This is a genomic window from Mesorhizobium sp. P2_A8 (genome assembly GCF_056404935.1).
In genome coordinates this window covers 507888-529292 of sequence record NZ_JBFUDB010000005.1, presented here as the reverse complement: position 1 = coordinate 529292, position 21405 = coordinate 507888, and the positions used below count along the sequence as shown (strand labels likewise).

Annotated in this window: 23 protein-coding genes; 9 read left to right on the top strand and 14 right to left on the bottom strand. The window is 63.5% G+C overall.

Annotated features, from left to right (window positions below; all coding sequences use genetic code 11):
• The first annotated feature begins 102 nt into the window (after positions 1–102).
• On the top strand, positions 103–1326 hold the full coding sequence (locus tag AC1D10_RS17730; RefSeq protein ID WP_477273986.1) for an MFS transporter: 1224 nt from the start codon (positions 103–105) through the stop codon (positions 1324–1326).
• A 53-nt stretch (positions 1327–1379) separates the two neighbouring features.
• Here AC1D10_RS17730 and ribB read toward each other — a convergent pair whose 3' ends face one another.
• Together ribB and aroC are read right to left on the bottom strand one after the other, a co-directional pair.
• Complete coding sequence (gene ribB, locus AC1D10_RS17725) at positions 1380–2480, bottom strand: 3,4-dihydroxy-2-butanone-4-phosphate synthase (RefSeq protein WP_111546838.1); 1101 nt, start codon at positions 2478–2480, stop codon at positions 1380–1382.
• Positions 2481–2510: 30 nt separating this feature from the next.
• The gene (gene aroC, locus AC1D10_RS17720; protein ID WP_477273984.1) at positions 2511–3611 is read right to left on the bottom strand and encodes a chorismate synthase; all 1101 of its coding nucleotides are present in this window, start codon (positions 3609–3611) and stop codon (positions 2511–2513) included.
• Between the two features lie 282 nt (positions 3612–3893).
• Between aroC and AC1D10_RS17715 the strand changes: the two genes are divergently transcribed.
• Positions 3894–4154, top strand: a complete 261-nt coding sequence (locus AC1D10_RS17715) for a DUF1344 domain-containing protein (RefSeq protein ID WP_379105717.1) — start codon at positions 3894–3896, stop codon at positions 4152–4154.
• A gap of 127 nt (positions 4155–4281) precedes the next feature.
• On the opposite strand, the gene AC1D10_RS17710 is transcribed toward AC1D10_RS17715, so the two are convergent.
• The 4 genes from AC1D10_RS17710 to AC1D10_RS17695 all read right to left on the bottom strand — a co-directional run bounded on the left by AC1D10_RS17710 (position 4282) and on the right by AC1D10_RS17695 (position 7333).
• Positions 4282–4869 (bottom strand): histidine phosphatase family protein, encoded by a 588-nt coding sequence (locus AC1D10_RS17710; protein WP_477273982.1) that lies wholly within the window; start codon positions 4867–4869, stop codon positions 4282–4284.
• A 45-nt stretch (positions 4870–4914) separates the two neighbouring features.
• Positions 4915–5733 (bottom strand): enoyl-ACP reductase FabI, encoded by an 819-nt coding sequence (gene fabI, locus AC1D10_RS17705; protein WP_056581092.1) that lies wholly within the window; start codon positions 5731–5733, stop codon positions 4915–4917.
• Positions 5734–5838: 105 nt separating this feature from the next.
• Complete coding sequence (locus AC1D10_RS17700; RefSeq protein WP_477273979.1) at positions 5839–6768, bottom strand: DnaJ C-terminal domain-containing protein; 930 nt, start codon at positions 6766–6768, stop codon at positions 5839–5841.
• A gap of 100 nt (positions 6769–6868) precedes the next feature.
• Positions 6869–7333 carry an RT0821/Lpp0805 family surface protein gene (locus AC1D10_RS17695; RefSeq protein WP_477273977.1) on the bottom strand — a complete coding sequence of 155 codons (465 nt, stop codon included), beginning with the start codon at positions 7331–7333 and terminating at the stop codon, positions 6869–6871.
• Between the two features lie 59 nt (positions 7334–7392).
• Between AC1D10_RS17695 and pdxH the strand changes: the two genes are divergently transcribed.
• On the top strand, positions 7393–8010 hold the full coding sequence (pdxH, locus tag AC1D10_RS17690) for a pyridoxamine 5'-phosphate oxidase (RefSeq protein ID WP_477273975.1): 618 nt from the start codon (positions 7393–7395) through the stop codon (positions 8008–8010).
• Positions 8011–8019: 9 nt separating this feature from the next.
• Here the strand turns inward: pdxH and AC1D10_RS17685 are convergent, their stop codons facing one another.
• Positions 8020–8772, bottom strand: coding sequence for a crotonase/enoyl-CoA hydratase family protein (locus tag AC1D10_RS17685; protein WP_477273973.1), 753 nt, complete (start codon positions 8770–8772; stop codon positions 8020–8022).
• Between the two features lie 19 nt (positions 8773–8791).
• Positions 8792–10561, bottom strand: a complete 1770-nt coding sequence (locus AC1D10_RS17680) for an acyl-CoA dehydrogenase (RefSeq protein WP_477273971.1) — start codon at positions 10559–10561, stop codon at positions 8792–8794.
• Positions 10562–10774: 213 nt separating this feature from the next.
• Here AC1D10_RS17680 and AC1D10_RS17675 point away from each other — a divergent pair, with 213 nt between their 5' ends.
• Positions 10775–11011: a hypothetical protein gene (locus AC1D10_RS17675; protein ID WP_379105701.1), complete on the top strand. Its 237-nt coding sequence runs from the start codon at positions 10775–10777 to the stop codon at positions 11009–11011.
• A 138-nt stretch (positions 11012–11149) separates the two neighbouring features.
• Positions 11150–12259 (top strand): glycoside hydrolase family 25 protein, encoded by a 1110-nt coding sequence (locus AC1D10_RS17670; RefSeq protein ID WP_477273968.1) that lies wholly within the window; start codon positions 11150–11152, stop codon positions 12257–12259.
• Positions 12260–12379: 120 nt separating this feature from the next.
• Here the strand turns inward: AC1D10_RS17670 and purD are convergent, their stop codons facing one another.
• Both purD and AC1D10_RS17660 read right to left on the bottom strand, forming a co-directional pair.
• Entirely contained in the window at positions 12380–13657 is a 1278-nt protein-coding gene (gene purD / locus AC1D10_RS17665) for a phosphoribosylamine--glycine ligase (protein ID WP_477273966.1), read from the bottom strand.
• Between the two features lie 158 nt (positions 13658–13815).
• Positions 13816–14637, bottom strand: a complete 822-nt coding sequence (locus tag AC1D10_RS17660; protein ID WP_477273964.1) for a phytanoyl-CoA dioxygenase family protein — start codon at positions 14635–14637, stop codon at positions 13816–13818.
• Positions 14638–14725: 88 nt separating this feature from the next.
• Between AC1D10_RS17660 and AC1D10_RS17655 the strand changes: the two genes are divergently transcribed.
• Positions 14726–15652, top strand: a complete 927-nt coding sequence (locus tag AC1D10_RS17655) for a LysR family transcriptional regulator (RefSeq protein WP_477273962.1) — start codon at positions 14726–14728, stop codon at positions 15650–15652.
• Between the two features lie 31 nt (positions 15653–15683).
• Positions 15684–16667 (top strand): 4-hydroxybenzoate octaprenyltransferase, encoded by a 984-nt coding sequence (gene ubiA, locus AC1D10_RS17650; protein WP_477274143.1) that lies wholly within the window; start codon positions 15684–15686, stop codon positions 16665–16667.
• Between the two features lie 37 nt (positions 16668–16704).
• Here the strand turns inward: ubiA and AC1D10_RS17645 are convergent, their stop codons facing one another.
• The 3 genes from AC1D10_RS17645 to AC1D10_RS17635 all read right to left on the bottom strand — a co-directional run bounded on the left by AC1D10_RS17645 (position 16705) and on the right by AC1D10_RS17635 (position 19871).
• Positions 16705–17271: a DUF6101 family protein gene (locus AC1D10_RS17645; protein ID WP_379105689.1), complete on the bottom strand. Its 567-nt coding sequence runs from the start codon at positions 17269–17271 to the stop codon at positions 16705–16707.
• Between the two features lie 185 nt (positions 17272–17456).
• Positions 17457–18887 carry an FAD-binding oxidoreductase gene (locus tag AC1D10_RS17640; RefSeq protein WP_477273960.1) on the bottom strand — a complete coding sequence of 477 codons (1431 nt, stop codon included), beginning with the start codon at positions 18885–18887 and terminating at the stop codon, positions 17457–17459.
• 9 nt (positions 18888–18896) lie between these two features.
• Positions 18897–19871: an L-threonylcarbamoyladenylate synthase gene (locus AC1D10_RS17635; RefSeq protein ID WP_477273958.1), complete on the bottom strand. Its 975-nt coding sequence runs from the start codon at positions 19869–19871 to the stop codon at positions 18897–18899.
• 162 nt (positions 19872–20033) lie between these two features.
• Between AC1D10_RS17635 and AC1D10_RS17630 the strand changes: the two genes are divergently transcribed.
• Both AC1D10_RS17630 and AC1D10_RS17625 read left to right on the top strand, forming a co-directional pair.
• A complete protein-coding gene (locus AC1D10_RS17630; RefSeq protein WP_477273956.1) occupies positions 20034–20516 on the top strand; it encodes a hypothetical protein in 483 nt (160 codons plus the stop codon).
• A gap of 151 nt (positions 20517–20667) precedes the next feature.
• Positions 20668–21057, top strand: coding sequence for a hypothetical protein (locus tag AC1D10_RS17625; protein ID WP_477273954.1), 390 nt, complete (start codon positions 20668–20670; stop codon positions 21055–21057).
• Positions 21058–21130: 73 nt separating this feature from the next.
• On the opposite strand, the gene AC1D10_RS17620 is transcribed toward AC1D10_RS17625, so the two are convergent.
• Positions 21131–21385, bottom strand: a complete 255-nt coding sequence (locus AC1D10_RS17620) for an ATPase (RefSeq protein WP_477273952.1) — start codon at positions 21383–21385, stop codon at positions 21131–21133.
• Between the last annotated feature and the right edge of the window lie 20 nt (positions 21386–21405).

Genomic DNA, 21405 nt, shown 5'->3' with positions numbered 1-21405 from the left:
ATACGCTTCGTATGCCAATTGACATACGCGGCGTATGATCTATCTAACAATCATACGCTTCGTATGTAATTGTCGAATCTTCCTTTGTCGAGGAACCGGACCATGCAAAATCCCTATGCGGAAATCTTTCGCGCTCCCGGCGCCAAGGGCTTTGCAGCCGCGGGTTTCTTGGCGCGCCTGCCGATCGCGATGGCGCCAATCGGCATCGTGGCGATGCTGTCGCAGACGCGTGGCGAGTACTGGCTGGCCGGCGCCGTCTCAGCGACATTCGCACTGGCCAACGCCTTCGTGGCGCCGCAAATATCAAGGCTGGTGGATCGCGTTGGCCAGACGCGGATCGTGGTGCCGACCACGATCATCTCCGTGCTCGCCTTTGCCGTCCTGATTGCGGCGGCCAATCACAACTGGCCGGTATGGACGCTGTTCGTGTCGGCGCTGCTGGCCGCGGCGATGCCCAGCATCCCGGCAATGGTGCGCGCACGCTGGACCGAGATTTTCCGCGGACGGCCCGAAATGAACACCGCATTCGCCTTCGAGTCGGCGGCGGACGAGCTGGTCTACATTGCCGGGGCATCGCTGTCGGTGGGACTGAGTGCCGCCCTGTTCCCGGAAGCGGGAATGCTGGCGAGCACGCTGTTCCTCGCCGTCGGCTCGACGGCCTTCATCCTGCAGCGTTCGACCGAGCCGCAAGTGCGGCCGGCGGAACATGGTTCGCGCAGCTCGGCAATCCGCCTGCGGCCGGTGCAGATCATCACCTTCGCCCTGATCTTCATCGGCGCAACCTTCGCGACGACGGAAGTGAGCACCGTGGCGATCACCAAGGAGCTTGGCCAGCCGGCCGCCGCGAGCCTGGTCATCGGCGTCTACGCGCTGGGATCGTTCGTGCTCGGCATCATCGTCGGGGCGCTCAACCTGAAAATGGCCCTGCAGCGTCAACTTGCCATCGCCGTCGCCGTCATCGCGCTCACAGCGCTGCCGTTGCTCGCCGCCGACACGGTGCCGCTTCTGGCGCTGGCCGTCTTCGTCAGCGGCGTGGCGATCTCACCGACCTTCATCACGGCATTCGGCTTGATCGAGCGGCACGTGCCGGAGGCGATGCTGACCGAGGGCATCACCTGGGTGACCACCGGGATCGGCATCGGCATGGCGCTGGGCTCGTTCGCGGCCGGCTCGGTGGTGGATGCATTCGGCGCCCAGAACGGGTTCTGGGTGTCGGTGGCTTCAGGCACAATCGCACTGGCCACCGTGTTGCTTGGCCAGCGCAGCCTTGCCACGCCTAAATGCGACCTGGACGGATGCGAAGCAGGCGTCGTTCCTGCAGAATGATCCCCGAAGCGCCCGGTTCGAACGGACCGGGCGCTATCTCCCGCGGTTGCCCTTCAGAGAATCTCGGTCTTGGCGATGTGGATGCCGAAGCCCTCAAGACCGACATAGTGGCGTTCGCGTGAAGCGATCAGATTGATCGAGGAAATGCCGAGATCCTTGAGGATCTGTGCGCCGAGACCAATCTCGCGCCACTCGTTCTCGCGTCGGCGGGCCTCTTCGTGGTCCTCGCGGTCGCCGCTCGCCGGCCGCTTGCGTTCCTGATGGGCGACGCCGACGGAGCCCTCCCGCAGATAGACGATGACACCACGCCTGCGCTCGCCCATCGCCTTCATGATGCCGTCCAGCCTGTGGCTGGTGCCGAACACGTCGGTCACCACATCCTCGGAATGCAGGCGCACCGGCACCTCCTCGCCGTCGCGGATATCGCCGAAGACAATCGCGACGTGATGCATGGAGTCCCAGGGCAGCGTGTAGGTGAAGACCTGCGCCTTGCCGCCGAGCGTGTCGATTTCGGAGCAAGCCACGCGTTCGACGAGCGTTTCCTTGCGTTGCCGGTAGGCGATGAGGTCGGCGACCGAAACCTGTTTGAGGCCATGCTCCTCGGCAAAGGCCGAAACCTGCGGGCCGCGCTTGACGGTGCCGTCGTCATTGACCAGTTCCGAAATGACGCCGACCGGCGCCAGGCCGGCGAGCTTGCACAGATCGACCGCGGCTTCGGTATGGCCCGAGCGCATCAGCACGCCGCCCTCGCGCGCGATCAGCGGGAAGATGTGGCCGGGACGGACGAAATCCGAGCCACCGACGTTGCCGTTGGCGAGATTGCGCACGGTCAGCGTGCGGTCCTCGGCCGAGATGCCGGTCGTCGTGCCATGCTTGAAATCGACGCTGACGGTGAAGGCGGTGGTATGGGCGGAATCGTTGTCGGCGACCATCGGCGACAAATTGAGCCGCTTGGCCTCCTCGCGCGGCATCGGCGTGCAGACGATGCCGGAGGTGTGACGGATGATGAACGCCATCTTCTCCGGAGTGCAATGGACGGCGGCGACGATCAGGTCGCCCTCATTCTCGCGCCCATCATCGTCCATGACGACGACGATCTCACCGCGTTCGAAAGCACGCAGGGCTTCGACGATTTTCTTCTGGTCGTAAGGCATGGATGCTCGCTTCGCTGGCAAGGTTGAAGGTCAGACGCGTCCGGTCTGTCCCCGATGACGCAGATAATGATCGGCGATGGCGCAGGCAACCATCGCCTCGCCGATCGGCACGGCGCGGATGCCGACGCATGGATCGTGACGGCCCTTGGTCATGATCTCGACGTCGTGACCATCCTTGTCGATCGACTTTCGCGGCGTCAGGATCGATGAGGTCGGCTTGACGGCGAAACGCGCGACGATTTCCTGGCCGGTCGAAATGCCGCCGAGGATGCCGCCGGCATTGTTCGACAGGAACACCGGCTTGCCGTCATTGCCCATGCGCATCTCGTCGGCATTCTGTTCGCCTGTGATATGGGCGGCTTCAAAACCGTTGCCTATCTCGACGCCCTTGACGGCGTTGATCGACATCAGGCCGGACGCAATGTCCTGGTCGAGCTTGGCGTAGATCGGCGCGCCGAGGCCTGCCGGAACGCCATCGGCAACGATCTCGATGACCGCGCCGACCGATGAACCCGCCTTGCGAATGCAGTCGAGATACTGCGTGAAGACCGGAACGGAAGCCGGATCGGGGGTGAAGAACGGATTTTCCGCGTCGCCTATGAAATTCCAGTTCCAGTTGGCGCGATCAATCGATTTGTCGCCCATCGACACGAGTGCGCCGCGCACCACCATGCCCGGCACCACCTTGCGGGCCAAGGCTCCGGCCGCCACGCGCGCCGCCGTCTCGCGTGCCGAAGAGCGGCCGCCGCCGCGATAATCGCGCACGCCGTATTTGACGTCATACGTGTAGTCGGCATGGCCGGGCCGGTATTGGCGGGCGATCTCGCCATAGTCCTTCGAGCGCTGGTCGACATTCTCGATCAGCATCGATACCGGGGTGCCGGTGGTGATCATCGTCTCGCCGTCCTCGTCGAGGATGAAGCCAGACAGCACCTTTACCTCGTCGGGTTCGCGGCGCTGGGTGACGAAGCGTGACTGGCCCGGCCGGCGCTTGTCGAGTTCGGCCTGGATGTCTCGCTGAGTAAAGCGGATGCCGGGCGGACAGCCGTCGACCACGCAGCCTAGTGCGGCGCCGTGGCTTTCACCCCAGGTGGTGACGCGGAAAAGGTGGCCGAACGTGTTGTGAGACATAAAACGACCCTGCCCGGCGTCGGAGCCGGCTTGGCGCATGATCCCGAAAATCGGCGCGATTTCGGAAAGGATCACCCGCAAATCAAAAAGCGCTACAGCGTCCCTTGACCGTCCAGGAAGACGCGCGGCGCTGCAGCCTGCCTTCTATTGGCGTTTTTCACAGGGGTCAAACTGTGATCTGGCGGATTTAGTTTTGACACATTCGGTTGGTTTCTGCTCTCTTCCATCCGCCAGCCACCGCCTGCCGCCGCCATGCCGGTGCAATGATAACGAGGAACGATAATGCGTACCCTGATTGGCGCCGTCGCCGCCACGCTGCTGCTTTCCACCGCCGCTTTCGCCGGCCAGACCGAAGGCCTGATCAAGAAGATCGACAAGGATGCGCTGACGCTGACGCTGGACGACGGCAAATCCTACAAGCTGAATGCCGAGACAGATCTCGACGCGCTGAAGCCGGGCATGGACATCGTCATCGCCTATGATGAGACCAATGGCGAAAACGTCATCACCGACATGGAACTGCCGGACAGTTCCGCCAACTAGAGCTTCCAACCTGAATTGGATGCAGTGGCGCCGGTTCAGCTTTTTTGCTGAGCCGCGCTAACCTTTTGTTTTTGGGTAATTCCGAACGGAAAACGCTACGCACTTTCCTGGATTACTCCAAGGTGGCTTATAGCCACTCCAGGCTCTTGCCTTCGAGTTTGAGCACGCGGTCCTGCGGGGTCTCCAGGTTCGCTGCCTCATTCTCCGCCATCCCAAGCACGAAGCGGAACAAGGTCCGCATGACCCCGCCATGGGTTACGCAGATCGTCTGGCGTTCTATCGCGTCGAACCAGGGCTTCACCCGTTCGAGCAGCATCTGGTAACTCTCCGCGCCCTCGCCAGGCGGCTGAAAGTTCCATTTGTCCAGCGCGCGCGTCCGGCGCGCGTCCGGATACCGCGCCTTGAGTTCGGCAAAGGTAAAACCCTGCCAATCGCCGAAATTGACTTCGACCAGGCGAGGATCGGTTTGATAGGCGTCCGGATCGAGCTTCATCGCGGCACGGATACGCTGCATCGTTTCGCACGTCCGTCGCATCGGGCTTGCGACGAAATCGAAATCCTGGGGGTTGTGGACGAGTTTGGCCAGCAGATCGCCGTTGCCGGTCGCCTGTTCGCGGCCAAGCGCATTGATGTCCGTGTCGGCCTGGCCCTGAAGCCGGAACTCGGCGTTCCACGCGGTCTGGCCGTGGCGCACGATGTAAACCAGCGGGTACATCAGGTCTTCCGGTGCAGGGTCGGGATGGACGACGGTTGGTGGGTGTTATTCCTTGACCGTCGAAATATCCGGCGCGTCCACCGCCTTCATGCCGACGACGTGGTAGCCCGAATCGACGTGATGCACTTCACCGGTGACGCCGCGCGACAGATCGGACAGGAAATAGACGCCGGAATCGCCGACTTCCTCCTGCGTCACCGTCTGCTTCAGCGGCGAATTGTATTCGTTCCACTTCAGGATGTAGCGGAAATCGCCGATGCCGGATGCGGCAAGCGTCTTGATCGGTCCGGCCGAGATGGCGTTGACGCGGATCTTCTTGGCGCCGAGATCGACGGCCAGATAACGCACGCTGGCCTCGAGTGCCGCCTTGGCGACACCCATGACGTTGTAGTGCGGCATCACCTTTTCGGCGCCATAGTAGGTCAGCGTCAGCAGCGAGCCACCATTGGTCATCAGGGCTTCGGCGCGCTTGGCAATGGTGGTGAAGGAATAGACCGAAATGTCCATGGTGCGCAGGAAATTGTCGCGCGTCGTCTCGACGTAACGGCCGGTCAACTCGTCCTTGTCGGAAAAAGCGATGGCGTGGACGAGAAAATCAAGCTTGCCCCAATGCCTGGCGACATTGGCGAAAACCTCATCCAGGCTCGCCGGATCGGTGACGTCGCAATGGCCGGCGACAAAGGCGCCGAGTTCCGCCGCCAGCGGCTCGACGCGCTTCTTGAACGCTTCGCCCTGATAGGTGAGCGCGATCTCGGCGCCATGGTCGACGCACGACTTGGCGATGCCATAGGCGATCGATCTGTTGTTGGCGACGCCAAGAATAAGGCCGCGCTTGCCGGCCATTAGGCCCTGTCCACCCGCCATGTGAGCGCTCTCCGCAAGATTCCTGCTTTGTGGAGTGCCCTATCGCACAGGCACAGGGCCCCTTCAAGCGTTCAAACCGGACAGTTCGGGGGACAAAAGCCGCAATCAGCCTTTTTGGCTGCGCAACAGCGCTTCGAGCGCGCTATCGCCGCCTTCCGGCAGCATGATCCGCACATGGGCATAGAGATCGCCATGGCCGCCGGCCTTCTCCGGCAGGCCCCTGCCCTTGAGCCGCAGGACCTTGTCAGAACTCGACCAGCCGGGAATGTTGACCGCGAGCTTGCCGGTCGGGGTCTCGACGGGCACCTTGGCGCCGAGCACAGCATCCGCCAGCGCCACCGGCAGATCGGCATGCAGGTCGCGGCCCTCGATGCGGTAGCGCGGATGCCGGCGCAGATGGATCTTGACCAGCGCATCGCCCGGCTGGCCCGGCCCTTGCTCGCCTTGCCCCTTCAGCCGGATGGTCTGGCCGTCCTCGACATAGGCCGGCAGCTTGACCGCCACCTTGCGGCCGTCGGGAAACATCGCCGTCACCTTTTCGGCGGTCGCCGCTTCCTCGATGGTGACGTCGAGCGTCACGTTCAGATCGGCGGCGGTCGCAGGCTGCCGGCGGTCGCCGGTGCCGGCGCCCCGCGCGCCCGAAAAGGCGTCGCCGAAAATCTGGCTGAAGATATCGCTGTTGCCGTCGAACGGATCACCGCCCGGACGCCCCGAACGGAATTCGAATCGCGAACCGCCGGCCCCTTGCTGCCGGCGAAACCCGCCGAAGGGATCACCACCACCGGCGGCACCCTCGAAACCCTGGAAACGCGGCTTGCCGTCGGCGTCGATCTCGCCGCGGTCGAACGCGGCGCGATTCTTCTCGTCGCCGACGATCTCGTAGGCCTGGTTGGCCGCGGCAAAACGGTCCTTCGCCTTGGGATCATTCGGATTCTGGTCCGGATGATGCTTCTTGGCGAGTTTCCGGTACGCCGATTTTATGTCTTTGGCCGATGCGTTCTTGGCAACGCCCAGCACCTCATAGGGGTCGCGCATGCTTACTGCCCTGGAGAAGGAGTGAAACGGTGGTTGCCTCCTATATGCGCTCGCATAGGAAGAAATTCCAGTGCCCGAGCAGCATATCAAAAGCGGAAAGTCAAAGCGCCTTGAAGTCCTGCATGTGCCAGCCGCCGGCACTGGCCAGGCAGAGTTCGCCTTCGAACATGGCAACGCCATCAAAGCTTTCGCGCGAGGCCCTGAAACGGCGGCATGTCTGGCCCTTGTCCTTCAATTCCGCCAGTTCGGTGATGGAACCACGTGACCCTGTGCCGGCATTCGCCCAGGGCACGGCCTGGCCGTCGAGTTGTTCGATGTCGGCCGAGGACACCGCATTGCCGATCGTCGTCTGGTCGGAGTCGCGATCCGAACTGACCGGCGCGGATAATGGGGCGGACGTGCTGCTGGTCAGAATCGAGCGATCGACTTCGGCTTTTTCCAGGCTGAAGCCACCCGCGCCGCAGGCGGCAAGCGGCAGAACGATCATCACGATCGCGGCCTTGGCGCTGGCTGAAGCAATTAGGCTGCCTTGCCTGCTGTCAAAAGCTTGCGCGATACGCGACAATCGGCAACCTCCCCCCTGCGCCATAAGAATCTTGGCTTCGTGACAATTTGAGAAAAACTATGAGTGACACAGAGTTAACAACCAGTGACTTTACCGAGGCTGCAGAGCCGTTTCGCCTCTTTGCCGCATGGCTGGAGGACGCCACCAAAAGCGAGATGAACGACCCCAACGGCGTGGCGCTGGCGACCGTTGATGCCGACGGCATGCCGGATGTGCGGATGGTGCTGCTCAAGGGCTTCGATGAAGGCGGGTTTGTGTTCTACACGAATTTCGAGAGCGCCAAGGGCCAGGAAATTCTTGGCAGCATGAAGGCGGCGATGTGTTTCCATTGGAAATCTCTGCGCCGGCAGGTGCGGGTGCGCGGTCCGGTGGAGATCGTCAGCGAGGCCGAAGCCGACGCCTATTACGCGACGCGGCCGCGTGGCAGCCGTATCGGCGCCTGGGCCTCGAAACAGTCGCGGCCGCTGGAAAGCCGCTTTGCGCTGGAAAAGGCGGTGGCCGAATACACGGCCCGCTATGCGATCGGCGAAATCCCGCGGCCAAAACATTGGTCCGGCTTCCGCATCGTACCCACGACCATCGAGTTCTGGCACGATCGACCATTCCGGCTGCATGACCGCGTCGTCTTTTCACGCAAGACCGGGGACGGTTGGGACAAGACGAGGCTTTATCCCTGAAAGAGAGGCTCAGGCCTTCTTTCTGGTCATGAACGCCGTGAGCGCGGCGCGCGCCTCATCCGACTTCAGCCGCGCGCGAAAATGTTCGCTTTCCACGCCGATGCGGGCGACGAGGTCGTCACGCGAGCCACGGATCAGGTCGCGTGCGATTTTCAGCGCCTGCGGCGGCTTGGCGGCGATCTGGCCGGCAGCCGCCAGCACCGAGGCTTCCAGCGCCGCTTCCTCGACCACCTCGTAGATCAGGCCGGCGGCCTTCGCCCGCTCGGCCGAAAAGCCCTCGCCAAGGCCGAGCAGCGCGAAAGCAGCTTGCTGCCCCAGGATGCGCGGCACCAACAGGCTCGATCCCGCCTCGGGCACCAGGCCGAGGTCGACGAAAGGCGTCCTGAACACGGTGCGCGGCGTGGCGAAGGTCAGATCGCAATGCAGGTTGAGCGTCGTGCCGATGCCGACCGCGATGCCGTCGACGCCGGAGACAATGGGTTTCTCGACCCCGGCCAGCGCCATCAGGAAGTCCCAGACCTCGGTGCCACCGTCGCCGCCGGTGGCGACGACCATGAAATCGGCAAGGTCGTTGCCGGAGGAGAAGGCGCCGGGCACGCCGAGGAAGACATGGACGCGGATCGCGGGGTCGGCGTCACCCTCGGCCAGCGCAGCCGACATTTTCGCATACATGGCGCGCGTCAAGGCGTTCTTCTTGTCCGGGCGGTTCATGCGGATGATCTGAATGGCGCCCTGGCGCTCGACGAGGATATGGTCTGTCACGGTTTCTTCCTTGTGAACGTCAGGCAGAGATGAGCGCCTTGCCAGCAGCGGCCAGGCTTTCGGCGCCCCCGATGATGCGATCCTTCAGCGCACGTGCCTCACCGAGCAGGTTTTCGGCGAAGAAGCGGCAAAGCGCGATCCGGCCCGGATCGGCAAGAGCGCCCTGCGCCAGATAGGCGCCGCCGGCAGCAAGCGAGATCAACCTGAGATAGGGCGTAGCACCGGCCAGCGCCTCGTCCGACTGGCCATCGGCCGACAGTTTTTGCAGGAAGCGGGTCGCGTGCGTCAACTCGGCAAGCGCCTCGTCGAGGGCATCGGCGGTGCGGCCGAAACCCTGCAGATTGGAGATCCGCACGGCATTGGCGACCGCGGCAAGTTCGACGATGTAACCATACACATGTTCGCCGCCGCCGAGCGGCAGCTTGCGCATGACCAAATCGATGGCCTGGATGCCGTTGGTGCCCTCGTAGATCGGGGCAATGCGCGCATCGCGATAGAGGGCGGCCGCGCCCGTCTCCTCGATGAAGCCCATGCCGCCATGCACCTGGAGGCCGAGCGAGGCGACCTCGACACCGACATCGGTCGAGAACGCCTTGGCCAGCGGCGTCAACAGATTGGCGCGATCGCGCCAATGCGCCGCCTCGTCACCGGTTGATACACGCGCCAGGTCGATGGCATGCGCGCAGCAATAGCTGATGGCGCGCGCCGTCTGCGTCAGCGCCTTCATGGTCAGGAGATTGCGCTGTACATCGGGGTGATGGACGATCGGCGCCATGCCGGCGCCAGCATAGCTTGCCGCCTTGCCCTGGCGGCGCTCATTGGCATAGGCGATCGCCTTTTGCGTCGCGGCTTCCGCGACCGCGACGCCCTGCATGCCGACGGCAAGGCGGGCGTTGTTCATCATGGTGAACATGCAGGCGAGGCCCTTGTTCTCCTCGCCGATCAGCCAGCCGATGGCGCCGGGCGCAGCGCCCCCGAAGCCGTCGCCGTAGATCATGGTACAGGTTGGCGAGGCATGGATGCCGAGCTTGTGCTCGAGACCCGAGCAGAAGACGTCGTTGCGCGCGCCCAGCGATCCATCGTCGCCGACCAGGAATTTCGGCACCAGGAACAGCGATATGCCGCGCGTGCCGGCCGGCGCATCGGGCAGCCGCGCCAGAACCAGATGGATGATGTTGTCGGTGAAGTCGTGCTCGCCATAGGTGATGAAGATCTTCTGGCCGAAGATGCGGTAGGTGCCGTCACCCGCCGGCTCGGCGCGGGCGCGCAAGGCATTGAGGTCCGAACCGGCCTGCGGCTCGGTCAGGTTCATCGTGCCCATCCATTCGCCGGAGACGAGCTTTTCGAGATATTTCGCCTTGAGTTCTCCGGAGGCGTGTTTGTCGAGCGCCTCGACGGCGCCCATTGTCAGCGTCGGGCCGATGCCGAAGGCCATGGCGGCGGAGTTCCACATTTCGAGCGCGGCGACGCCGAGCATGGTCGGCAACGCCTGGCCGCCATACGCCTCGGGCCCGGACAGTGCGTTCCAGCCGCCATCGATCCAGCGGCGATAGAGTTCCTTCCAGCCGGGCGGCGTGGTGACGGCAGCGTCCTTCAGCACCGCACCCTGCTCATCGCCGATCTTGTAGAGCGGCGCGACCTCCTCGGTGGCGAATCGTCCGGCCTCGCCGAGAACGGCATCGACCAGATCCTCGCCGAGATCGCCGAAGGTGCCGGCATCAAGGGCCGACTTCATGCCGGCCACGTGCTTGAGCGTGAAAGCGATATCCTCGACCGGTGCCCGATACATGCCGCTCGCTCCTCCTGATGCATCGGCTCGTCGATCCTAGGACCCGCACTGCCGCAAAACCATCCGCCTTTTGATCGGTTCCCAACTTCTTTTTACGTAAACGTCAAACTTTGTCACGCGGATTTTGCAAACGCGCCGGCGCGTATTAGATTCGGGTTAGCGCCGGATCAAGCCGAGCGACAACAGACCAGAACCAACGAACCGGAACCACCCATGCTTGCCAGACCCGACGCCTATCGCTGCATCGAATGCGGCCTGCCCTATCGCGCGGCAGGATTCTGCTATCATCAGGGCAGACTGGAAGACGGCGCCGCCTACTGGTCGGATCGCGGCATATTGTGCTCGCCGCAATGTTCTCTAGCCCACCACCGCAAACGCGCAGCCGAAGGCACGCTGCCGCAAGAGCCGGCGCCCGATCCATTCGAATTTCGGCCGCTCATCCGGCGGTAGCTTTGCCGGCGCCAGCCTGCATAAGCACTTCCTTAACCATGACGGTCCAGGATTTTGCCTTGGTCAACGGGGATTCCCTGTTTGAAAAGGACGGCGCACCTCCTTCGCCGCACAGCGCTTCTCGCTTTTGCGGCGACGATGACGTTGTCGACGGTGGCAAAGTCCTCGGATTTCTCCGAGCCCTGGAAGAATGCTGACCGCGCCCTGGTCATCGACGCCTACGAATACAATTCCATCGACTGGGCCCAACTCGCCACCGACAAGCGGATCGTCGGCTTCATCAACAAGGCATCCGACGGCTTGCCGCCGCCCTATTTCTGTTTCGGTGACGACACCGAGGTAAAACTCTGCAAGGCGCTTTGGAAACGCCACGCGGTGACGCGCGAACTGTTCCAGACGCGCAAGGTGGTCGCCAAGGCGCTGGGCCTAAAATGGGGCGCCTATCACCTCGCCCGCCCCGGCAATCCGGTCGAACAGGCCAATAATTTCCTCGATTTCGCCGAACCCGCGCCGGACGATCTGCTGGCTCTCGACATCGAGGGCAATGACCCGACACAGTGGATGTCGCTCGATGATGCCGAGGAGTTCGTGCGCCAGGTGCATCGTCGCATCGGCCGCTTCCCGGTGCTCTATTCCAATGGCAAGACGGCCCAGTACATTGCCGACAACAGCTATAGATACCGGCTCCTGTCGCGGCTGCCGCTCTGGTATGCACGTTACAAGTCCGACATCGACGTGCATTTTCCGATGGGCAACTGGCAGGGCTACTCGCTGTGGCAGTTTTCGGCGCAAGCCAATTGCGGCCGGTTCCGCTGCCCTTACAGGGTCGCCGGCACGCCCAAGGACATCGACGTCAATGTCGCGCCGACGGACGCCGCCACGCTGCGCGCGCAGTGGCCGTTCGGTGGGCTCATCGATGTACCGCCCGACTATCTCGCCTCGATACCGCTGCCGGTCTCACGCGAAGCCGGCCTCGCCGGCAACGTCACCATTACCTACGCCTCTGTGGCGGCGCCGCCGACCTTCGAGGACATGGTCGCGGCGCTGGGCACGCGCTGGACGAGATTCCGCGACGGCTTCCGCATGCCTGTCGTGAAGACGGTGCCGCGACGGCCGAGCTTCGGCATTGTCCAATATGTCGCCTGGAAGCGGACCGACCAGCGTTCGCCTGCACAAATCGACGCCGCCTTTGCCGCGGCCGATCCGCTCAGCACCGCTTCGACCGAGATTGATCGCGGCTTGCGATAGACCAAAGCGCATCCCGTTTGATCGGATTCAGGCGACGCGCTTTAGCTCCTTGTTTTCATGCATGTCGTTGTCCCAAAACCGAAGTCACTTTTTGGCGACATGCATTGGTGTTTCGGACCTTCAGTTTGCCTGCTCGCGCGCCACGGCCTGCCAGCCAATGTCGCGGCGGCAGAATCCATCCGGCCAGTCGATCCGGTCGAGCGCGGCATAGGCGCGTTTCTGCGCCTCGCCGACCGTAGCGCCTGATGCCGTGACGTTGAGGACGCGGCCGCCATTGGCAACCAGGGCGCCGCCATTGATGGCCGTGCCGGCATGAAAGATCTGGACGCCGTCGCCCGCCGCATCTTCGACACCGCGGATGACCGATCCCTTCTCGGGCGTTCCGGGATAGCCCCTGGCCGCCATCACCACGGTGAGTGCCGCCTCGTCGCGCCAGCGCACCGAGCTGTGCGCAAGCTGGCCATCGGTGGCGGCATTGAGCAGGACCAGCAGATCGTCCTTCAGCCGCATCATCAGCACCTGGCATTCCGGATCGCCGAAACGGGTGTTGTATTCGATCAGCTTCGGCCCCTTGTCGGTGATCATCAGTCCGGCGAAGAGAATGCCGGAGAAAGGCGCGCCCAACTCGGCCATGCCATGCATGGTCGGCTCGATGATCTCGCGCATGGTGCGCTCGATCATCTGCGGCGTCATCACCGGCGCTGGCGAATAGGCGCCCATGCCGCCAGTGTTGGGGCCGACATCGCCATCGCCGACGCGCTTGTGGTCCTGCGCGGTACCGAAGGGCAGCGCCGTGGTGCCGTCGCAGAGGCAGAAGAAACTTGCCTCCTCACCGGTCATGAATTCCTCGACCACCACTTCCGCGCCGGCGGTGCCGAAAGACCCGTCGAAACAGGCATCGAGTGCCGCCTGTGCCTCGCCGAGCGTCATGGCGACGGTGACGCCCTTGCCGGCGGCCAGGCCATCGGCCTTGATGACGATCGGCGCGCCTGTCTTTTCGACATAGGCTTTGGCGGACGCCAGATCGCCGAAACGGCCATAGGCGGCGGTCGGGATGTCGTATCTGGCGCAGAGATCCTTGGTGAACCCCTTTGAGCCTTCCAGCCGGGCGGCAGCCTTGGAGGGGCCGAAGACGCGAATGTTTTCCGCACGCAGATCGTCGGCAATGCCGGCGACCAGTGGCCCCTCCGGACCGACCAAGACGAGGTCGATCTTCTTGTCCCTGCAGAAGGCGGCGACGGCGACGTGATCGGCAATGTCCAGCTTCACCAGTTCGGCCTCACTGCCGATACCCGGATTGCCGGGAGCCGCATAAAGCCTGGTCAGCAGCGGCGATGCGGCGATCTTCCAGGCCAGCGCATGTTCGCGGCCGCCGGAGCCGAGAAGAAGAACGTTCATGGCCACCTCTTGATGCCTATAATCCTGCAGAGCACCCGCTATTGCTCTCTGGACGATGGGTCAAGGCATCACGGTGCTTTGATCGGAATTGCGCACGGGAACGTTACCCTGCCGAAAATCGGCGGCGCACGCCGCCGGCGATTTTCTGGTAAGTCCCTTTAACCTTGGAAGACGACCGGAAACCAATCCTCGCGCAACCGCTGTCCCGGCTGCATGCCGTGGCCATGGTAGGGAGGCGAGGTGCGCCCCGGCCGCTCGACATAACGCGCATCGTCACCGACCCAGCGCAATGACAGCGCCCGGCGCCGTGCCGAGGTCATGTTGCCGCGCGCGCCATGCGCGGTCCTGAAGTCGAACAGGATGGCGTCGCCCGGCTCCATTTCCCATTCGAGAACCTTCATCGACGGATCCTTGTCCGGATCGGGCACCGGCAGATAGTCGCCCTCGCCGGCATAGAAATTGCTGTCGTCGAGCCAGCGCACCGGCAGGATCATCTTGTCCCATTTGTGCGAGCCGGCGATCAGGCGCAGCGTCGCCTCCTTCACCGGATCGATGGGAATCCAGAAGCTTACCGTCTGCTGGCCATCAACGAAGTAGTAGGGGATGTCCTGATGCCAGGGCGTCGGCTTCTGCGTCCCGGGTTCCTTGACCAGCACGTGATCGTGGAAGAACTGCGCGGTGCGCGACTGCATCACCGCCGCCGCCAGCTCGGCGGCAGGCGAGTCCCGCACCACGCTGACGAATTCGGGAATGCGCTCCCAGTTGCAATAGTCGTCGAAGAAACTGCCGCGGCCATTGGCGATGTCGGACGCGGTGGCGCTACGGTTCTGCAGGTTGCGCTCGATGCCGGCGGCAATCGTGTCGACCCAGCCCTTGAAGGCGCCACGGATGCAGACAGCGCCATCGCACTGATAGTCGGCGATCGCCTTTGCGTCGATGACCTGGGTGTCGATTGTCTGGGTGTCGATCTGGGAAGCCATGGCGTTCTCCTCTTGGAATAACCGACTATCGCAACCCTCTTTCATTCAGTAAAATAATAACTTCTCATTTGGTACATAGGATCACCCTATGAATGTGACCCTCACGCAGCTGCGTTATCTGGTCGCCGTTGCGCGCCATGGCAGCGTCACTGGCGCCGCGAAGATGCTAAACGTCTCGCAGCCTTCGATTTCGGTGGCCATCGACGCCGTCGAAAAGAATTTCGGCCAGAAACTGTTCGTCCGCCAGCGAGGAAGCGGCGTGTCGGCGACATCGTTCGGCCGCGCTGTCGTGGCGAAGGCAAGACAGGTTCTCACCGAGACGGACGAACTCGTCGGCCTCGGCTCAAGCAAATCGGCTGTCGGCGGTGAACTGGTGCTGGGTTGTTTCGAGGACCTGGCCCCTTTCTTCGCACCGGCCCTGATCCGTGCCTTCTCCGAACGCTATCCGGCCGTGAAAATCGTCGTTCGCGACGAGACGTTCGAGACGCTGGCGCGGCGGCTTGGCGATGCCGCCATTGATCTCGGCCTCACCTATGATCTCAGCCTGCCGACACATTTCGCCCGCATCCTGCTGCGCGAACTTCGCCCCCATGCCTTGTTGCCGGCAGGCCATGCCCTGGCGGATCGTCCCGAGATCAGCCTGGCGGATCTGGCAGCCTATCCGCTGATCACGACGGATCAGCCGCACAGTTGGCAGCATATGCTCGACCTCTTTCGCAGCCGCGGCCTCTCTCCGGTGGCCGACACAACGACGAGTTCGTTCGAACTCCAGCGCAGCATGGTGGCCAACGGCTTCGGCGTCGCCGTCAGCTACACCCGCCCGCATGGCGACCGCAGCTATGACGGCCTGCCGCTGATCTGCAAACCGCTGTCGGATCCGCTGCCCAAGCAGCGGATCCTGCTCACCTATGACACGCACCAGCGCGTATCGAATGCGGCGCTGGCGTTCATCGATGTGGCCAAGGTCTGGTTCGCCTCCCATGACATCTTCGCGTCCGCCAGCGAGACTGCTTGACGGCCTTCCAGTCTGCTGCCAATCCAGCATGATGGAACCGATCCAGTCGAAAGCGGCCCAGGGCCGTGTCGCCGATGCGCCGAACGGCCATTGGGTCTACAGCGTGCTGCCGCGCTCGATATGGCCCTATGCGCAGCTTGCGCGGTGGGACAGGCCGATCGGCTGGCAATTGCTCCTATGGCCATGCTGGTGGTCGGCGGCACTTGCGGCGAGCGCCTATCCGCGTCCCGGCGATCCGCTGCTCTCGCTGCTGCCAGCGCCATTGTATCTCGTGCTGTTCCTGGTCGGCGCCATCGCCATGCGCGGCGCCGGCTGCACCTACAACGACCTGGTCGACGAGGACATCGACAACAAGGTCGAGCGGACGCGCTCGCGGCCGCTGCCATCGGGCAAGGCCACGCGCCGGCGGGCATGGGTGTTTCTCATCCTGCAGGCGCTGGTTGGCCTGGTGGTGCTCCTACAGTTTAACAGTTTCGCCATTCTGCTCGGCATCTGTTCGCTGGCCATCGTCGCCGTCTATCCGTTCATGAAACGGATAACCAACTGGCCGCAACTGGTACTCGGGCTTGCTTTTTCCTGGGGTGCGCTAATGGGATGGGCGGTCGAGTTCGGCGATCTCGATGGGCCGGCCATCATGCTCTACATCGGTTCGATCCTGTGGGTGATCGGCTACGACACGATCTATGCGCACCAGGACAAGGAAGATGACGCCATTGTCGGCGTGCGCTCGACGGCACGCCTGTTCGGCGACAACACCAAATCATGGCTGGCAGGGCTTTATGGCGGCACGCTGATCTGCTTCGCCATCGCCTTTGCATCGGCCCAGGCTCCGGTGCCGGCGCTGGCCGGACTGATCGCCGCCGGCGCTCATATGGCCCGGCAGATCGCCGTGCTGGACATCGACAATCCGGACCAGTGCCTGCGGCTGTTCCGGTCGAACAACCAGGTCGGCTGGCTGATCTTCCTTGGCCTGATCGGCGGTGCTGTGTGGGTGGCGCTGAAGCCGCTGGTTTAGCGGCTTCGCTTTTCGAGCATGTCCCAAAGGATCGTGCTCAGTCTCGCGAAATGATCTCCTGGCCGTCTATGACCAGCCTGAGACCAAGGTCGCCGGCCCTGCGGCGAGCGAGGAAGCGCGGGCGGCGCATGTTCGAAACGCGGCCCTTGCGACGAGCCTGCGGCGGCAGCGTCTTGATGGCGGCGCCGAGCGATTCTTCGAGGGTACGGGCAACGCCGTCCGATTCGATCAGCAGCATCGGCAGACGGTAGGCGTCGGCCCAGGCGCGCCAGTCGGCGGCGACGTCCTCGAGATCATCGGCCACCAGCAGCGGCACCGACAGCATCGGATCGTTGTGCAGGAGTTCCAGCGTCACCGTCACGTTGCCGTCCGGATCCTCCATCGCACGGGCGGCGACGCCGCGAAACGCATTGGCGGGCAGCGCGATGATCGCCGGCAAACCGCTCATCTCGAGCATGCGGCGGATCACAGCGCCACGCTGGTCGATGGTGAAGGTCACGTCGCCGTAGTTGTCGCGTGTGGCGTAGCTTACCACCTGCGGCAGGCGGAATGGGTCGAGACGCATGTTGCGTCCCGCCCAGACTGGCTTCAGTCCGGTATTCATTGAGTGCCTTCCTGTCTGTCTCCTGAGAGCCGGTGTCCGGTTCTCTCCGGGCCGGTTTTTCCAGCCTCGTTTGTAAGCAGACAGTAGCGCGGGCTCCTTACCGCCCCGCTTAAGAAAGTCGGTTAAATTTTGCTGATCTCAGGGATGGTTATCGGAATGCCACCAGCAACAAGATGTTGAAAGGATCAGATAACCTTACCGGGATTCATGATACCGGCCGGGTCGAAGGCAGCCTTCACCCGGCGCATCAGGTCGATCGCCATCGGCGGCGCGGTGGCGATCAGTTCGTCGCGCTTCAACTGGCCGATGCCGTGCTCGGCCGAGATCGACCCGTGCAGGCTGCGCACCACGTCGTGCACCGCCTTGTTCATGGTGTGATAGAGAGCGAGAAACGCCTCGTCGTCGCCGTCGACAGGCCGCGAGATGTTATAGTGCAGATTGCCGTCGCCCATATGGCCGAAGCAGACCACGCGGGCGCCGGCACTCACCGACGCCACCGCACCGGCGGCCTCTTCGATGAAACGCGGGATTGATGCGATCGGCACGGAAATGTCGTGCTTGATCGAGGCACCCTCCGGTTTCTGCGCTTCGGGCAGCACCTCGCGGAAATTCCAGAAGACGTCCCCTTGCCCAAGGCTTGCCGCGATGACGGCATCGCCGACGAATTCCTGTTCAAGGCCTGCCGAGAGCACGTCCTCGATCAACGCTCTCGAATCCTCCGATGAACGGCCGGACGAAATCTGCATCAGCACATACCACGGCCAATCCTCAATCAGCGGCCGCACCACGCCCTGGGCATGCGCCAGGGTGAAGTCGTATGGCCGCCTGCCGATCAGCTCGAAGGCGGTAAGGGCCGCTCCGGCGCGGTCCATTGCCAAGCTGAACAGGGAAAGCGCGGCTTCGGGCGACGACAGGCCGACGAACGCGACCTCTCGCCCCTTCGGCTTCGGGAACAGCTTGAGCACGGCCGCGGTGATGACGCCGAGCGTGCCCTCGGCGCCGACGAACAGGTTCTTCAGGTCGTAGCCGGTGTTGTCCTTTTTCAGCTTGCGCAAATCGTCGAACACCTCGCCGGTCGGCAGCACAACTTCGACACCGAGGCAGAGCTCGCGCGCATTGCCATAGGCAAGCACGCCGGTGCCGCCGGCATTGGACGACAGATTGCCGCCGATCTGGCAGGAGCCTTGCGCCGCCAGCGACAGCGGAAACAGCCGGTCGGCGGCATCCGCCGCTTCCTGCAGCGTCTGCAGGATGACGCCGGCCTCGACCGTCACCGTGTTGGACCGGACATCGATCTCCCGAATGCGGTTCAGCCGCGACAGCGACAGCACGATCTCGCGGCCGGACCTGTCCGGCACCTGGGCGCCGACCAACCCGGTGTTGCCGCTCTGCGGCACGATTGGCGTTCCCGTCTCGGTCGCCAGCCGCATGATCTGGCTGACTTCCTCGACGCTGCCCGGCCGCAACACCAGCGATGTCGCGCCATGCCAGAGCCCGCGCCGCTCGATGAGGTAGGGCGCGATATCGTGTTGGTCGCGCAGCGCATATTTGTCACCGACGATCGCCGCGAAGCGATCGATGAGTGCGGGCTCAAGCTTTTCTGAGATTTCGGTCATGTGGGAAAACTATGTTGCGGGCTGTGTGTTGTCACGAGGGGCGGCTGCTCGCGAGAGTCGATCGTTGATCGCCTCGCCAAGCCCGTCGAACGGAACCGGCTCGACCGCGATGGTCCGCGCACCGCTGCGATCGAGATCCTGCATGTAGGCGAAAAGATTGCTCGCCGCTTCGCGCAGGTCACCGGCTTCGGACAAATTGAGGAAAGCGGCGGCGCGACGCCAGCCTTCGGCTCGCCGGCTGCCGAAGCCGAGCAGGGCTTCGCCCGCACCGACTGTCCCGGCATTGAGCCGCATAGCAGCACCCGGCGCATAATGCGAGGCAAGCATGCCCGGCGCCTCGACGCCGGTGGCACCGCCACGCAAAAGCTTCATGCCGATAGCCGCCTCGATGTCTTCGGCGGCAATGCCGCCGGGCCGGAGCAGCCGCAATCTTTCCCCTTCGGCCTTGACGATGGTCGATTCCAGTCCGACCGGTGTCGCGCCGCCATCGACCACAAGTTTGATCCTGGCGCCGAGATCCGCCGCCACCGCCTGTGCTGTCGTCGCGCTGATCTTGCCGGATGAATTGGCGCTGGGCGCGGCAAGCGGGCGGCCGAGCCTGGCGATGAGATCGCCGCCAAAGCCCCTTGGCATGCGCAAGGCAATCGTATCGAGCCCGGCCGTTACCAGCGGATGGATGCCGTTGCCGGGCCGCTGCGGCAGCACCAGCGTCAGCGGCCCGGGCCAGAACGCCAGCGCCAGTTTTTTCGACAGCGGATCAAACAGTGCGATGCGTTCGGCCATCGCCATGTCGGCGACATGGGCGATCAGCGGGTTGAAGCGCGGCCGCCCCTTGGCTTCGAAAATGCGTGCCACACCGATGCCGTTGGTGGCGTCGCCGGCAAGCCCGTAGACGGTTTCCGTCGGGATGGCGACGACATCGCCGCTCCGAAGCAGCGCCAGCGCCCGCTCCAACGCCTCGCCGACGACAAGTATTTCAGCCACTCTCGTCACCTCGCAGATGCCGGCTGCGTAGTACGATGGCGGCTGTTGGGCAAGTCCGGCCATTGGCGATTTATCAATCCCTAAAATGCTATGTTTCCGCGAAAGCCGGCATCAATTCCGGCCCGCTACTGTGCGGCTTCTGGGCAAAGGGGAGCGATCATCGTGTCTGTGCGTATCCTGCTGGGGACTGTTCTTGCGGTGGTGACCGGCGGGGCACAGGCGTCGTCGCTGGTTTTTCCAGGTGTGCCGTCCTCGACACCATCCATCATCAGGCTCGATGCCGCCAAACCGCTGAAGACCGCCGACACCGCCAAGGCGGTGCAATCGGTGGTGGGGCTGGGCGAAACACAGCCCGACGTCACCGACGAGAAGGTGGCAGCGATCCCGGACAAGCCCGAGGCCAGCCATGGCTTCGAGCAGAACCCGATGGTCATTCGCGGCGGCGTCGTCGGTCCCGCCTTCTCGGCGCCGACGCCAACCGCCGCACCTGCGAAAGCCGCCGCGCCGGCGACGGGCACCGCGCCGGCAACGGCCACTGCCTCCGCCGCCCCTGCCGGAGACGCCGGGACAAAATCTGCCACACCACCGAGCGCGCCGGCGCAGCCAGCAGCTCAACATATGCCCGCGTCCGGCAAAGCCAAGTAGCCCGACGGCGCGGCTTGACTGCGATCTGGTGCCCGGCGCACCATTGCCGGACGAATTCCGCTCCAGTTTGTCATCGCCGCTGGACGCCAGCGCCCGAAATTCGTCAAGCGGCTCTGGCAGACGGGATTTCGTCGTTCAAAGGGGGTTGATCATGAGAACATTCAGAACTGTCACCGCGGCAGGACTTCTGCTGGCATCATTGTTTGGCGCCGGCGCGGCTCATGCCGATGACATGCTGGGATCCTATGTCGCGCGCATTTCAGACAGGGATCATCAGGCAAGTGACGGCTATGCGCTGGAGAGCGCGGCGCAGATGGTGCGGCAGGATCGCGCCAACTGGCACAAATTCCACCGTCGCGACAGCGACGACGAGGGTGATGGCTGGTTCAGGACCAACGACCAGCGCGCCGATTTGCAACGCATGCTGCAGCGCTCCGGCGCGATGAGTTCCTCGACCAAACGCGCCATCGTCAACGGCGAACCGCTGATCCAGGTCGACGTCTACGAAAACAGCGTGCGCGTCAGCATTCTGGAAAACTGAGAAGGCTAGCATCTGACGGAAAAGGGCGGCGCGTTAGCGCCGCCCTGCCATCGATAGACGGAGCAGCTGAAAATCAGGCGGCTTTTTCCGTGTCGTCGTCTTCGTCCTCATCGTCTTCGTCGTCACCCGAGAGCGTGGCGGCTTCGGCGTCGTCCTGGTCAGACTCTTCGCCGTCTTCATCGTCGCCATCTTCATCGTCATCCGACAGATCGGTCGCTTCGACCGTGGCGGCAGCGGCATGGTCGAGGTTGGTTTCGGAAGCGGATTCAAGCGCCTCGGCGGGAGCCGAAGTTTCTTCTGTCACTTCGATTTCGTGATCGGTATTCATGGAAGCCACCGTGGGTTGGG

What these genes read in the sequence shown, in the direction of transcription:
- AC1D10_RS17655 (WP_477273962.1), top strand. Translation starts at nt 14,726, where the DNA reads ATGAATGTGACCCTCACGCAGCTGCGTTATCTGGTCGCCGTTGCGCGC.
- AC1D10_RS17620 (WP_477273952.1), bottom strand. Translation starts at nt 21,385, where the DNA reads ATGAATACCGATCACGAAATCGAAGTGACAGAAGAAACTTCGGCTCCC.
- AC1D10_RS17645 (WP_379105689.1), bottom strand. Translation starts at nt 17,271, where the DNA reads ATGAATACCGGACTGAAGCCAGTCTGGGCGGGACGCAACATGCGTCTC.
- AC1D10_RS17710 (WP_477273982.1), bottom strand. Translation starts at nt 4,869, where the DNA reads ATGTACCCGCTGGTTTACATCGTGCGCCACGGCCAGACCGCGTGGAAC.
- purD (WP_477273966.1), bottom strand. Translation starts at nt 13,657, where the DNA reads ATGAACGTTCTTCTTCTCGGCTCCGGCGGCCGCGAACATGCGCTGGCC.
- AC1D10_RS17700 (WP_477273979.1), bottom strand. Translation starts at nt 6,768, where the DNA reads ATGCGCGACCCCTATGAGGTGCTGGGCGTTGCCAAGAACGCATCGGCC.
- ribB (WP_111546838.1), bottom strand. Translation starts at nt 2,480, where the DNA reads ATGCCTTACGACCAGAAGAAAATCGTCGAAGCCCTGCGTGCTTTCGAA.
- AC1D10_RS17670 (WP_477273968.1), top strand. Translation starts at nt 11,150, where the DNA reads ATGACGTTGTCGACGGTGGCAAAGTCCTCGGATTTCTCCGAGCCCTGG.
- AC1D10_RS17715 (WP_379105717.1), top strand. Translation starts at nt 3,894, where the DNA reads ATGCGTACCCTGATTGGCGCCGTCGCCGCCACGCTGCTGCTTTCCACC.
- ubiA (WP_477274143.1), top strand. Translation starts at nt 15,684, where the DNA reads ATGGAACCGATCCAGTCGAAAGCGGCCCAGGGCCGTGTCGCCGATGCG.
- AC1D10_RS17625 (WP_477273954.1), top strand. Translation starts at nt 20,668, where the DNA reads ATGAGAACATTCAGAACTGTCACCGCGGCAGGACTTCTGCTGGCATCA.
- AC1D10_RS17730 (WP_477273986.1), top strand. Translation starts at nt 103, where the DNA reads ATGCAAAATCCCTATGCGGAAATCTTTCGCGCTCCCGGCGCCAAGGGC.
- AC1D10_RS17660 (WP_477273964.1), bottom strand. Translation starts at nt 14,637, where the DNA reads ATGGCTTCCCAGATCGACACCCAGACAATCGACACCCAGGTCATCGAC.
- pdxH (WP_477273975.1), top strand. Translation starts at nt 7,393, where the DNA reads ATGAGTGACACAGAGTTAACAACCAGTGACTTTACCGAGGCTGCAGAG.
- aroC (WP_477273984.1), bottom strand. Translation starts at nt 3,611, where the DNA reads ATGTCTCACAACACGTTCGGCCACCTTTTCCGCGTCACCACCTGGGGT.
- AC1D10_RS17675 (WP_379105701.1), top strand. Translation starts at nt 10,775, where the DNA reads ATGCTTGCCAGACCCGACGCCTATCGCTGCATCGAATGCGGCCTGCCC.
- AC1D10_RS17680 (WP_477273971.1), bottom strand. Translation starts at nt 10,561, where the DNA reads ATGTATCGGGCACCGGTCGAGGATATCGCTTTCACGCTCAAGCACGTG.
- fabI (WP_056581092.1), bottom strand. Translation starts at nt 5,733, where the DNA reads ATGGCGGGTGGACAGGGCCTAATGGCCGGCAAGCGCGGCCTTATTCTT.
- AC1D10_RS17640 (WP_477273960.1), bottom strand. Translation starts at nt 18,887, where the DNA reads ATGACCGAAATCTCAGAAAAGCTTGAGCCCGCACTCATCGATCGCTTC.